Here is a 13,033-nt window from a genome sequence, read left to right as displayed (position 1 = left end):
ATATTCTTTATGAATACCCTTAGCGTATTCCGATGTAAATCTTAAGCATCCCCAAGTTGCAGCCCCTGCATCATAAACTGCACGGAGGCGTCGATGGCCTGTGTCGCGGCGGGCAGTTCGCGGGCCATCTGGATGAAGCCATGAATGACGCCCGGATGGAAATCGAGCCTATGCGCGACGCCGGTTTCGGCAAGCCTGCGGCTCAGGGTAAGCGTATCGTCGAGAAGCGGATCGAGACCACCGGCACCGAGATAAAGCGGCGGCAGGCCATCGAGATCGGCCTGAAGCGGCGCCGCGAGCGGACCGACGCTGGCCTTATCAAGATATTGCGCCCAGAACCAGCGCATGGATGGCAGGGAAAGGCCAAAGGAGCCGTCGCCAAAATGGGTGTAACTGTAGCTCCCGAAATCCAGGCCATAACAGCCGAAGAACAGCGCTGCGGTTCGAACTGGGCGCTGGCCTTTATCGCGCTGATCGAGCAGCGCACCGAGCACCAGATTGGCGCCGGCCGATTCCCCGGCAAGCGCGATGCGTCCGGCATCAAACCCCGCACCAAGCCCGCCTCCTGCGACAAAGCGAACGGCTGCGAGAACATCTTCCAGCGGCGCGGGAAACGGATGCTCCGGCGCAAGCCGGTAATCGATGCCCAGCACCGCGCAACCGTTCGCCGCCTTAGCCAGCCGGCGTAAGAGATCGTCATGCGTGTCGATCGAGCCGAGAACCCAGCCGCCGCCATGCACATAGATGATGACCGGCATCGCCTGGGTCCCGTCGCCGTCGCAATAAATCCGCGCGCGCAAAGGCCCAGCCGCTCCCGGCACTGAAAGATCACGAACGGTCCTGACCGCGATGGTGACAGGCGTGTTCCATTGTTCGTTCATCGCAGCAAAGCCGGCGCGGGCCTCGCGAAGGGAAATGGCCTCCAGACTGATTTCGGGCTTGGCCCTCATGCGGTGCAGAATTGGCGCCATGAAGGGATCGGGCTTCGGAAGAGGTTCGGTCATGGGCATGTTCCCGATGAATAATTAAATGTAAAACCATGCAACCGTCCGTTATGCGGCGAAAATAAGGCGCTCCCCAAGGATGTTACTTGGTGCGACCAAATATAAATAGCAGAAACCAGAGCTATAATATTTGTATTTCCACAATAAGATTTGCCACAATATGATTTGAATGATCGCCTGCTTCTTCCGCAACGCTCTGTCCCGCGACGGCATGGAGGATTTCCTTGAACGACGCCATCCACGCATTCTTCCTGACCTATGCGGCGCTTTTCCCTATCGTCAATCCACTCGGCACAGCACTGGTCTTTCTCGACATGACGGCCAAATGCTCGTCCCAGGTGCGCCACCAGATCGCCTGGCGCGTTGCCGTCAGTGGTTTCGTGCTGCTTGGTGTGTCGGTTCTCGCCGGGTCGCATATCCTGGGCTTCTTCGGCCTCAGCCTCCCGGCGGTGCGCATTGCGGGCGGCATCGTGATCTCCATCATGGGCTGGCGGCTTCTCGACAGCGGCGACAGTTCGCTGGAAGGCGATATCGAGAGCAGCAAGACCGACCAGGGCGCGCTCGCCAAGGCGTTCTATCCGATCACCATGCCGATGACATTCGGACCCGGCTCAATCGCCGTGGCGATTGCACTGGGTACCGAGCGGCCAAACATTTTGAACGATTTCAACCATGCCGCCATTCAGGACCTTGCCACATGCGTCGGGCTGCTTGCCATATGCGGCACAGTCTATCTGGCGTATAGCTACGCCGAGGTTCTGAAACGTGTGCTTGGGGAGAACGGAACCAAGGTCCTGATGCGTCTCGCGGCTTTCATCATCCTGTGCATCGGAATCCAGATGATCTGGATTGGCGTCGCCGATCTGCTCAATACCCGCTGATTGGAGAAGTTATCGTAGAAGCTTGCACTGGTCGCTGTAGCGGCGCGCCAGATCCCAGCGGGATTCATAGAGCTTGTGCCGCAGCAGGATCTGGTAAAAGACGTCGCACACCTCTTTCACCGGCCGCGGCGGCTCTCCAGCGATGGATGGCCAATGAAGCAGATCCCGGATGGCGATCGCTTCCTCCTGCAGCTCATGTTCAATGCGCGCGGCAATATCGGCTCCCGAAGACGGCGTTGCGGAAACAGCGATACGAAACCGAGGACCGAGAATGGAACGGAACAGGAAGAGCGTCCGTGGCGCATGAAAGCCGGACGTGACGATCAGGACGTTGCCGTCATGCATCCTGTTTTTCATCATGGCAAGACCGCTGAAAACCGCATTGCCGACCGTGTCGAGCGAATCCGGTTCCATGATCAGCCGATCCTCGGCGACGCCGTGCTGAACGAGATAATCGCGCATGGTCTGCGCCTCCAGCACAATGGTCCTTCCCCCGCCCGACAGGATGACAGAGGCATTGTTGAACCGCTGTATAATAGGCAAGGCATGGGCGAGCCTCTGGTCAAGCGCCGGCTGATTGGCGCCCAGGATCACGATAATATCGGGCGACCGGTAGGCGCTCTCATTGCCAAACCAGGGCTTGCGGATATGGTCCGCATAGAATGCGCGGATGGCGGAGAGGTTCTTGGTTGTATTATCCAGAGCCTCCTTTACGGCACGCTTTTCGCTGACCAACGTCTGGAGAGTCTGCAAGGAGCGCCGCTCCGCCGCCAATTGCACGTAGAGCGTTGACAGCGTGCCGTCGGATATTCGCCGCCGAAGCTCGTCCACGCCATAATCGCGCTTGGCCAAGGCATCCAGCCACTCGGACATGCTCAAGCGTTCCGCCGCGATGGCAGGCGCCTCCGTGGGCGGCCTCACCTCCTCCACTTCGGCGGCCCCGCCAGCAACAGCCAAGGAACCAAGCAATAAAATTCGCTGAATGCCACGCAGCAAAATGAGACTCCACGATTGTTGACGAGAAAAACTACAGTCCATCAATATTGCTCTCAAGTGGACATCTTGGCGCTATTTTCAAAGATGCGGCAATGCATATTACGTTGTTTAAGTTAAAGCGTACAAAATATCTAAAATGAATACTATGTATTAGTCGATAGCAAAATAGACAATACTCTTAATTGAGCCAATCCGTGGAACAATACCCACCTCACAAAGGCGAAAGTTTTAATCACAAAAAGGAGATTCTGAGGAAGACTTCTTGCACTCGACCGCCAAGTCGGCAATTTAGGTTGCGAAGTCAGAAGGCTCGACTTGAGGTAGCTTCACCAAAAGTAACAAAAACTTGAATTGTTTGGAACACTCATGGAAAAAACCCGGCATATGAAACGTGAAATCGGGCTGATCGGCCTGACATTCGTGGCGGTGAGCGGCGTCCTGGGGTCGGGCTGGCTGTTTGCCCCCCTTCTTGCAAGCCAACAGGCGGGACCTGCCTCCATCGTTGCATGGGCCATCGGCGGCGTGGCCATCCTCCTGATCGCGCTCACTTTTGCCGAAATTTCCGCCATGCTGCCGGTGCCAGGGGGAATTGCCCGGCTTCCGCAATTCAGCCATGGCAATGTGGTGGCGATGGCGATGGGGTGGAGCGCCTGGATCGGCTACAACACCACGGTTTCCGTCGAAGTGGCGGCGATGCTGCGCTATCTGGCGCCCCATATCAGCTGGATGAGCGGCAATCTCGACGATTGGCGAACGCTTAGCCTGGCAATCGCCCTTCTCGCCCTTTTCACGCTTATCAATGCCCTCGGCGTTCAGTTCTTCGCCAAGATCAATTCAACCATGACTTGGGCCAAGATCGCCATTCCGCTGATCATTACCGGCACGCTCCTATGGGCCCGCTTCGATCCAGCGAATTTCACCCAAGCCGGAGGCTTCTCGCCCTTTGGGCTGCACGGCATTTTCGCCGCCGTATCGACGGGCGGCATCATCTTTTCCTATATCGGCTTCCGCCATGCCATCGACATGGCCGGCGAGGTCCGCAATCCCGGACGCATGGTTCCTCTGGCGCTCGTCCTGTCGGTCATCATCTGCTTCATCGTCTATGCCGGCCTGCAGCTTGCCTTTATCGGCGCGATGCCGTCCTCCATGCTGACGTCCGGCTGGAATGGCATCATGATCAACGCCCGGCTCGGGCCGATCGACGCCATCGCAACCTCGGTGGGTATATTATGGCTTGTCGCGCTGCTCAATGTCGGCGCGGTCATCGGCCCCTTCGGAGGCGGCCTTGTGGCGGCGGGTTCCAATGGCCGCCTCGCCTATGCGCTGGCCAGAAACGGCTTTTTCCCGAAATTCCTTGCCGGCCTGTCCAAGCTCGATATTCCGCTGCCGGCGCTTCTCCTGAATTTCGTCATCAGCGCCCTGGTTCTCATGGTCTTTTCATTCAATGAGATCGTGCGTCTCAACGGCGCATCGATTGTCCTTTCCTTCATCGTAGGACCGATAGCCGTCGTGGCGTTGCGCGATCTTTTGCCCAATCAGCCGCGCCCCTTGCGCCTGCCGGCCGTGAAGCTGCTCGCCGCGGTGGCGTTCGTGGTATCGACGCTGATCATCTACTGGAGCGGATGGGATACGATCTGGCAACTGGGCGTGGTGCTGCTTCTGGGCCTTGTCCTTTTCATCATCCATGGACGCTGGCTCTCTCCCGGACCGCTCGACTTCCGCGAAGCGAGCTGGCTCATGCCTTACCTGGTGGGGATCGGGCTGTTCTCCTATTTCGGCACATTCGGCGGAACGGGCGTTCTACCCTTCGGCTGGGATATCGTTGTGATAACCGTTTTCTCGCTCGCCATCTTCGCATGGGCGATTGCCTGCCGCCTGCCGGCGGAACGATGTGTCGCGCAAATCCGCAATCTCAAGGCGGTCATCCCAGATCTCGAACCGGACGACAGCTCATTGGTGTGAGATTGGGGTATGAGATTGGCGGCACAAGATCGGAGGGATGGGATTTTGCAATGCACCAGATACATTGCTGCCATGCACTATTGTGCATTCTCATTTCCGGCGATTGGTTTATTTTGATTTTCAACGATAGAGCTTCGCAAGGGTTTACCTCCTCCCAAACCCAAGCGATTTAAGGCTGGCGCCTCCTCCTCCCAAGCTGGCCTTAACCTAACACACCCGCCGCACCTCCTCCCGCGGCGGGTGTTGTTGTTTTCAGCTCTCGCTAAAAATTCCTCACCTGCACCAAAAATCCCTGCTGTTCGGCCAATAAAAAGGCCCGCTGCGGGAGGAGGATGCAGCGGGCCATATTTTTGAACACGGCAGGGAGGAGGCGCCATGCTCAGTATTGAGTTCAGGGAGGAGCCAAATTTGAACCCAACGACTCGCGTATAGCATAGATGACGCCGACCATCGAAGAGATTATGTACATTATGGTTATTCGACTGTTTATGTTACATAAAAGTCGCAAATTACTTAAAGTAAAACCAAACTATATTTTGATTTCTCATTTCCGCCTTTGCAAATAATCTCCGAACGAAATCACATGACCTGGCATGGACTGCAGAGATGCCCCGCCCCTCCTGAAAACATCAGGCGAGGCGCCGCAGATGCCCTTGGGAAATCAAGGTCTCGACCAGCCGCCGTTCGGCGGTGAAAGGGTGCAATTCCCAGCCAACATGATCGAAGCCAGTCAGCATCACGTCATCTTCCCGTTTCGCGAAACCTGAGAGAACGGCGGCGATCACCACCATGCCGCTCGACGGCACAACATAGGGTGCCGGCGAAAAGCGAGCCAGATCGCGGTCGAGTTGCTCATGCACATGCGCCGGAAGAACGCGGTGAAGCCGGCCAGTCATTTCCGCATAAGCCGCGAAATCACGCGTATAATCGTCGCAGAAGTCACCCAGATCAGGATAGGCTTCGATCAACCCGGCGCGCATTTTGCTGAATTTTTCAGCTGACCGCACGCTCCATATCTCTTTGGCCCGGCACACCGCCGCGTTGGTCTTCCAGCCGCCTTCAAGCATCGAGCGCGCCGGACGGCCTGTATTGCAGACGGCGACGATATCGGTCTTGCTGCCGCTTGGGCCAACCGAACGGCAATCGTTAAAGCGGATCACGGTATCGGCCGCATCGATTTTCGCCGCGGCGCCTTCCGGCACGCTGCCATTGCCGACGATCATGATGGTACGGCGAGACATGAATTATTTCCCGGATGGCGGGAGGAGCTTTTCAAGTTCCGCGGTGCGGTCGGTCGTCCTTTGCGTCATGCAGGAAATTATCAGCAAGGGCTGCATGGTCCCCCCATCCGCCGCCATCCCGCTGACGGCGCATTCCCGGTCACGGCTGCGGACCCAGGCGCGTTGCGCCTGAAGGAGCGCTTGCCTGTCCTTTGCCTGCATTGTCGCCCTGACCTGCTTGTAGACCGTGTTGAGCTGGGCATCGGCCAACCAATATTGGCGGGACGCGCATTTATCCATCGCAGCCTGCGTTATCGCATTGCTGCAATCGATGCTTGCGTCCTGCGCCGGCACCGGCAGAGCGGAAAGAACAAGGAGAATGGCGGCAAGCGACATTCGGATCATTGCACTTAGGCCTCTTTCTTCCACACGCCCACATAAAATTGCGGCATCAGCCGTAAAGGAAGCGATAATCGCGATATTTAAACCCTGCCGCCATTGGAAACGAGGCGCATGGTCGCCTCTCCCCGGCCCGGCACTACGATCATCTGCTTCACTTTGCCTTGCTTGAATGCATTGAGGAAGCGGTCATAATCCTCGAAAGCGACGCAGCCATGCGATTCCTCACGCCCGCCGCGCAAAAGATAGCTGTGGGTGAGAAACCCATCACGGCCATATTTGTTCTTCCCATCGACGGGCAACATGCGGATCGCCTCGACGCCGTGGAAGCGGCTTTCCCGCATCCTGAGATTATAGGTATGCGGCGGGGTCGGGCCGTTCATCTTGACATGCGCGTATCGCGGATTGTCCGCCATCTTGCCAATGCCTGAATGCGCTTCGAGTACGCTGCCGTCGGGCATATAGACCTTGGCCGCGCTGATATCATAAACCGCGATGCCGTTTCCCGCCTTGGGCCGGTTGCCGAACAGATCACGGAACGTCTGGCCAAGGCCACCACTCCCCTTCTGCGGAGCGTTCGGGCGCGCATAGGCGATGAGCTGCGGCTTCGCGGTTTCGCGATCCTCGTCACCGGATGCCGGCGGTACGGCGGCCCTGGCAAGCGCCTTGGCGCCTTCGAGAGCGGGTTTGCGGATCTCGCCAAGCGGGCGAAGCTGCGGTAGCGGAATATTGTCCGGAAGTTCCGCCTCCGCCTGCTCCAAATCATCAGTGGCCTCCGTCGCGGATGGACTGTCTTTCCCTGATGGCGCCAACAAGGCCGACAATGCCGCTCGCGCCGCGCTGTTTGAAGGGCGTCCGGCATAGGCGAGCAATATCTGAGGTTTATCCGGGTGAGCCATGGACCGCGACCCGAACCGGTCCAACGCCGGCGCGCCGGCCATCCGCATGGAATCGGCCTGCTTTATCGGGCGCCCGGTCTTTTCGTCATCGACGACCGGGTTCATCATGGCAATGGCGGTTTCAGCCTCGGCGAGCAGCTTTTTCGCCATACTGCCCCGTGCCTGCTGATCCAATGGCTGTGTGCGCATTTTCTTCACCGAAGAAAGCTGTGGCTTGGGGAGATAATGGCTCGAACCGGTAATCGGGTTGCTCACCGCCATCATGCCAATGACCGACCAAAGCGTCGCGCCAGCAAAAGCGGCGCTGCCGGAAGCGATCAAGAGCGGGCGCACCACGCGGCCCAAGGAGTGAGGCAGGGACTGACAACGAACGACTTTACGCACCAAACGCACACACAAGCCCGATCCATCCCGCAAGGGTGATTAGCCGCATGATCAATTCCGAAAAGTCTGCAACTCTGCGGGACCATGCTCTAAACCGGCGAACAATCGCCGTTGCGGGATATCCGGGCTCCTCCATCTTGACCGAAGTTATGAGAAAAGATGGGCAAATATGGTTAATTTTTGCTTTGCGGGCGCAGAAAATATCCTTGGCCAAGGGTACGTGCGGGAAATGGCCTATTTTGGGCTCCGCGGTGGAGAGCCGTCCTTGTAAAAAAGTGCAAAATGGTCGCGGCGCTTCTGGAAAGGAAAATGCTCACAAACCGCCGCGCCTGTCGGTATAAAATTATGGAACGGTGGTGAGGGTTTGGCGAAGCTTCGTCACCTCGGCTGCCTCGACCGGTGCTGCCGCATTGCCCCAGCTGTTGCGCACATAGGTCAGGAGCGAGGCAATTTCTTCATCGCTGAGCCGCCATGCGAAGGAGGGCATGGCCGGCGCCGTCGGAGCGGCGGCCGTGGCCACTCCTTGCGATCCGGCGAGCACGACGCGAATGAGCGTCGTCGGGTTCGCCGATTGAACAACGGCGTTCCCTGCCAGCGCCGGGAAGAGATGTTGCGCCCCCTCCCCCGTTTCCTGATGGCAAGCGCTGCATGTATCCTGGTAGATCGCCTTGCCCGCCACCATGCGCTTGTCGTCCGCCGCGACGGGCACAAGAGCCGTGGCGCTATCAGACGGCAAATCCTTCAAATAGGTAGCAATCGCCATCAGATCCTGATCTTGAAGCTTTGACGTGGAATTGGTGATGGCTTCCGCCATCGGGCCCGAAGCCACCGTATGCCTGTTCACGCCGGTCTTGAGATATTGAACGATATCCGCCAGCGACCAGCCGCCAAGCCCTTTGCGCATGGAGCTGGTGAGATCAGGGGCGAACCAGCTCTGAAGCGTCGCCCCTTGCAGGAAATCATTGTTCCTGTCTCCGCCCAGCGGCGTTTTCGGCGTATGGCAGGTGCCGCAATGGCCAAGCCCCTCGACCAGATAGGCGCCACGGTTCCACTGGGCCGATTTATCTGGATCCGGCTTGAATTCGCCCGGCGTGAAATGGAGCGCGTTCCACGCCCTCATATTCTCACGAATATTGTATGGGAAACGAAGCTGGTTCAGATCAAGATGGTTGGTCACCGGCTGTAGCGTATTGAGAAAGGCGCGGATGGCGATGATATCGTCGCGGCTCACCTTTGTGTAGGCGGGATAAGGCATCGCCGGATAGAGATGACCACGCGGCGAAATTCCTTGCTGCAAGGCCTGCACGAACTGGTCGTCCGTCCAGGCGCCGATGCCGGTTGCCCGGTCCGGCGTGATGTTCGGCGAGACCAGCTTGCCGAACGGGGTATCGATCGGAAGGCCGCCGGCATAGGGTTTGCCGCCCGGCGCCGTATGGCAGGCGACGCAATCGCCAATCGTCGCGAGATAGCGCCCGCGCTCGATCTGCTCGAAGGACTGGCTATCCGTCGCCACCTGCCCCCTCGCGTTAAGGCTTGCACCGAGAATGGCCGCCATCACAAGCGGCAAAAGCGCGAATATTGGTTTCATGCCGGCACCAGCGGACCTTCGTTCTTCAAATAGAGGGTGCGGATGGCATCCGCGGCTTTATATGCCAGCGCGCCGACCGTGCCGGTCGGATTGTAGCCGGAATTCTGCGGAAAGGCGGACGCACCGACGACGAAGACATTCGGCACATCCCAGCTCTGCAGATATTTGTTGACGACGCTCGTCGAGGGGTCACTACCCATGATCGCGCCGCCGATATTGTGCGTGGTCTGATAGGGAACGATGCTGTACGGCTTTGCCGGATAATGCGGCACGATCTGGCGCGGGTTCATGATCTTTCCGATCTCTACCGCTTTGTCGACCGCATAATGGATCATGCGGATGTCGTTATCGGGAAAATCGAACGTCATGCGCAGGAGCGGACGGCCCAGGCGATCCTTGTAGGTCGGGTCTAGGTCCAGGTAATTGCCGCGCACGGCATAGCTTCCGCCCTGCGCGCTGATATAGAGACTGCTCAGATAATTGTCGGTTGTGGCCTTCTTCCATGTCGCGCCCCAGCGCGGGGTGCCGGGCGGGGTCGGGCGCGTCAGGATGGGGCGCGCATTGGTCCCATTGGCCATGACGACGGCGCCGCCGGCGAAACCGAGACCGGAATGATCGAAGTTATCGCCGTTGAAATTGTCGATGCATTGCCCCATGGCGCCGGTTGAGATGAAAGGGTTGAAGTTCTTGTTATCAAAGAACAATTCTACTCCTCCCATGGTCTGGTAGGCGTAATTGCGCCCGACCGTGCCGCTCGCCGTTTTCGGGTCGTAGGGCTTGCCGATCTTGGACACGAGCAGCAGATGCACATTGAAGAGAATGAAGGCGCAAACGAGCACGAGGTCGCCCGGCTGCTCCCATTCCTGCCCCTGCGCGTCGACATAGGTGACGCCCGTGGCGCGTTTGCCGGACCTGTCCAGATTGATCCTGACCACTTCGGATTCCGTGCGGCACTCGAAATTGGATTTGCGCATCAGCACCGGTAGAATGGTCGTCTGCGGGCTTGCCTTGCTGTAATTGGCGCAGCCGAAGCGTTCGCAAAACCCGCAATAGCTGCACGCACCCATCTGCACGCCGAGCGGATTTGTATAGCTGCGCGACGCATTGGACGCCGGTTGCGGGAAGGGATGAAAACCGGCCTCGCGGGCGGCTTCGGCAAACAAGGTTGGCCCATAGGCCATATCGAGCGGGGGCAGCGGATAATCGCGAGAGCGCGGCCCCTCGAAAGGATTGCCGCCTTGCTGAATCTTGCCGGCGATGTTGCCCGCCTTGCCGGAAGCGGCGGTGAGATATTCGAATTTGTCGTAATAGGGCTCCACCTCCTCATAGGTGACGCCCCAATCCTGGATCGTCAGTTCTTGAGGGATGAATTTTGCCCCATAGCGTTCCGTGAGATGGCTGCGGCAGCGAAAATCGCTGGGCAGGAAGCGCCAGTTCTGCCCGTTCCAGTGTACCCCCGCGCCGCCGACGCCATTGCCGGGCAGGAAGGAGCCGAACTCGCGAACCGGCAGCGCTTCCTGACCGGCATTGTTGCGAAATGTCAGCGTGCTCTGCGCGGGTCTCAGAAAAAGCTCTTTTCTGATCGCATAGCGCAATTCATCCTGCATATAGCCGGCATTGAAATCGGTCGCGGTATTGCGCCAGGGGCCGCGCTCGATGGCGACGACATCCAGCCCCTCGTCCGTCAACTCATTGGCGAGAATCGATCCGGTCCAGCCGAGCCCGATGATGACGGCATCCTTGCGGGGAAGTTTCGTGGCCATTCCCGCTCACCCCTTCCCGCCCCAATCAGCACGGCCCATGATGCTGACGGGGGGAAGCGGATAGCGCTCATTGTGCCGGGTGACGAAGTCGCGATAATCATAGCGCGCGCCGGGAAAGCCGATCATCTTCCAGCTCGCCATATCCTTGTTGCCGCCATAAATCGGATCGGCGAAGAACCCTTCCATCGCGTTCTGCAGGACAAGCTCGAAAAAAGCCTTGCCATCGGAGCCACCCAGATTGACGCTCCCCTGCTCCAGCCCTTGCAGAGCCTCGTCCTGCTCTTGCGCGCCAAGTTCCACGAAGCTCTTCCCTGCATGTGTATTGCGGCAATATTCGTTGAGAAGCGCAAGACCGGCGCGGTAGCGCTCCGTCGGCAGAACCGGCGATTGCAGCCCCTGCTGCGGCGTTCCCTTGGTGAAAGGTCCCTTCATATAAAGCCGCTCCGCGCTGCCGAAAAAGCCGGCAAGCTGGCGATCGATGAAAACGGCGCAACCGGCATCCTTGCCGCCGACGCTCAAGTCGTCGGCAGGTATGAGCCGGTCGACGATGGCTTCAACCGTTACCGCCTCGTCATGCGTGAAGAACAGCCACGGCCCCGGACGGACCGCCGTCGGCGGATTGGCCGCGAAAGGACTCCATGGCAGACGCCCGGAAATGGAGCGTGCCAGAGCATCCGGCGTCGAAGCGAAAAGAACGGTCACGGCGGTGGACCCAAGGAATTGCCGCCGGCTCAGGCTGGAATCAAAAGTCTTCATCATCGGCTTCCCCCGATTGGAGTGGCTGACGGAAACTACAAGACGAATCAAGCAAAACTCAATATATTAAATAAATATTTATGTGTATTTCTCCGTTGATGACTATAGTATTGCGGTGATACACTCATTACTAGGCGTAGATTATTAAAGGACACAGCCCATTTATAGAGGCTTATTGCAATTGTTATTGGTTCAGTGTCAGTCCAATTCGGGACGGAAAAACGGCAGGGGTAGAATTGTCACGTTCATATCCTCGGGCGCCGGAGCATCTCTCGCAGTCCGCAAACCCGTAAAATTCATTACAAATCTTTAATAACGCCATTCATTCAGGGTTCACCTGGCTCAGCCAAATATTGCCCATGCGCCGGTTGGATGGCGTTTGAGCATGGCCCCAAAGGCCACGCATCTGAAATAGGTAAAAGGAGTTCAATAGATGAAAGCGCTTTCAGTATATATCGTGCTTGCCACCTCCGTTGTGTTTGCAGCGCCGGCTCTCGCGCAGGATAACAATGAGCCGGACGCCGGCGACGCGAAGGTCGAAATGACTGATCAGACCCGCAAACATACCAACAACGAGCCTGTCGATCTCGCGAAATTTTCCAGGCTGGGCGAACTGAAATCCGCCGACAGCAACGGTGATGGAACCCTCTCCCATGAGGAACTCGAAGCGCTCGCCATGAAGCGCATGGCGGCGCGCGCCGCCGACCGGATGCAGCGCCGCCTTGATAGCAATGGCGATGGCAAGGTCACGCTCGAGGAGGTGGAAAAGCAGCGGGCAAAGGAATTCGCGGCGCTCGATCGCAATGACGACGGCAAGCTTAGCCGCAAGGAGATGCGCGCAGGCAAACGCCCCCACCATGGCCAGCATCACGGCAAGCGCCCCATGAAGGAAATGCACTGACAAAAAGCAGCAAAGGACGCTGTTGGCCCGGGCTCGCTGCCCGGGTTTTTTTATTGTCTCGCCTCAAGTCATCATCCAGCGGTTAGACTGCCGTCTAATTCCTGATTACCAACGCAATTTCAATGGCTTGGATGATTTTCGGAAAAAGATTGGCGGTTCCGGCGGCCGCCGCGTTCGTGTTAACCCTTTATTAACCTAAAACTTCTTGCGGCCTCACGAGAATCGGACATAATGACGGCACTAGAGCGAAAATCGCTCGAATGCCGTTACTTCAAGGTTC

12 protein-coding genes are annotated in these 13,033 nt (G+C 57.9%); 4 read left to right on the top strand and 8 right to left on the bottom strand.

What is annotated here, in order from left to right:
• Window positions 1-41: 41 nt before the first annotated feature.
• Complete coding sequence (locus tag C7477_RS10035) at window positions 42-1,004, bottom strand: alpha/beta hydrolase (protein WP_181418390.1); 963 nt, start codon at window positions 1,002-1,004, stop codon at window positions 42-44.
• Between the two features lie 224 nt (window positions 1,005-1,228).
• Here C7477_RS10035 and C7477_RS10030 point away from each other — a divergent pair, with 224 nt between their 5' ends.
• Complete coding sequence (locus C7477_RS10030) at window positions 1,229-1,885, top strand: MarC family protein (RefSeq protein WP_181418389.1); 657 nt, start codon at window positions 1,229-1,231, stop codon at window positions 1,883-1,885.
• A 9-nt stretch (window positions 1,886-1,894) separates the two neighbouring features.
• Here the strand turns inward: C7477_RS10030 and C7477_RS10025 are convergent, their stop codons facing one another.
• Window positions 1,895-2,758 (bottom strand): YdcF family protein, encoded by an 864-nt coding sequence (locus C7477_RS10025; protein ID WP_181418388.1) that lies wholly within the window; start codon window positions 2,756-2,758, stop codon window positions 1,895-1,897.
• Between the two features lie 507 nt (window positions 2,759-3,265).
• Between C7477_RS10025 and C7477_RS10020 the strand changes: the two genes are divergently transcribed.
• Window positions 3,266-4,843, top strand: a complete 1,578-nt coding sequence (locus C7477_RS10020) for an APC family permease (protein ID WP_110751785.1) — start codon at window positions 3,266-3,268, stop codon at window positions 4,841-4,843.
• Window positions 4,844-5,472: 629 nt separating this feature from the next.
• Here C7477_RS10020 and C7477_RS10015 read toward each other — a convergent pair.
• From C7477_RS10015 to C7477_RS19430, 3 genes are all read right to left on the bottom strand, one after another.
• Window positions 5,473-6,084: a glycosyltransferase family 29 protein gene (locus tag C7477_RS10015; RefSeq protein WP_110751652.1), complete on the bottom strand. Its 612-nt coding sequence runs from the start codon at window positions 6,082-6,084 to the stop codon at window positions 5,473-5,475.
• A 3-nt stretch (window positions 6,085-6,087) separates the two neighbouring features.
• On the bottom strand, window positions 6,088-6,468 hold the full coding sequence (locus C7477_RS10010) for a lysozyme inhibitor LprI family protein (protein WP_110751650.1): 381 nt from the start codon (window positions 6,466-6,468) through the stop codon (window positions 6,088-6,090).
• 77 nt (window positions 6,469-6,545) lie between these two features.
• Window positions 6,546-7,745 (bottom strand): DUF2778 domain-containing protein, encoded by a 1,200-nt coding sequence (locus tag C7477_RS19430; protein WP_342633271.1) that lies wholly within the window; start codon window positions 7,743-7,745, stop codon window positions 6,546-6,548.
• Between the two features lie 47 nt (window positions 7,746-7,792).
• Between C7477_RS19430 and C7477_RS18750 the strand changes: the two genes are divergently transcribed.
• Window positions 7,793-8,086, top strand: a complete 294-nt coding sequence (locus tag C7477_RS18750) for a hypothetical protein (RefSeq protein ID WP_146226087.1) — start codon at window positions 7,793-7,795, stop codon at window positions 8,084-8,086.
• Window positions 8,087-8,088: 2 nt separating this feature from the next.
• Here C7477_RS18750 and C7477_RS10000 read toward each other — a convergent pair whose 3' ends face one another.
• From C7477_RS10000 to C7477_RS09990, 3 genes are read right to left on the bottom strand one after another with little or no spacing between them, the layout of a single operon-like run.
• On the bottom strand, window positions 8,089-9,333 hold the full coding sequence (locus C7477_RS10000; protein WP_245411797.1) for a c-type cytochrome: 1,245 nt from the start codon (window positions 9,331-9,333) through the stop codon (window positions 8,089-8,091).
• Window positions 9,330-11,096 (bottom strand): GMC family oxidoreductase, encoded by a 1,767-nt coding sequence (locus tag C7477_RS09995; RefSeq protein ID WP_110751648.1) that lies wholly within the window; start codon window positions 11,094-11,096, stop codon window positions 9,330-9,332. The genes C7477_RS10000 and C7477_RS09995 overlap by 4 nt, the downstream gene beginning before the upstream one ends.
• A 6-nt stretch (window positions 11,097-11,102) precedes the next feature.
• Window positions 11,103-11,855, bottom strand: a complete 753-nt coding sequence (locus C7477_RS09990; RefSeq protein ID WP_110751646.1) for a gluconate 2-dehydrogenase subunit 3 family protein — start codon at window positions 11,853-11,855, stop codon at window positions 11,103-11,105.
• A 430-nt stretch (window positions 11,856-12,285) separates the two neighbouring features.
• Here C7477_RS09990 and C7477_RS09985 point away from each other — a divergent pair, with 430 nt between their 5' ends.
• Entirely contained in the window at window positions 12,286-12,753 is a 468-nt protein-coding gene (locus C7477_RS09985) for an EF-hand domain-containing protein (RefSeq protein WP_110751644.1), read from the top strand.
• Window positions 12,754-13,033 lie beyond the last annotated feature (280 nt).

This window comes from Paramesorhizobium leguminum (assembly GCF_003217235.1).
Lineage (GTDB): Bacteria > Pseudomonadota > Alphaproteobacteria > Rhizobiales > Rhizobiaceae > Paramesorhizobium > Paramesorhizobium leguminum.
The sequence above is the reverse complement of the archived record's forward strand: the minus strand, read 5'-3'. Positions and strand labels throughout refer to the sequence as shown.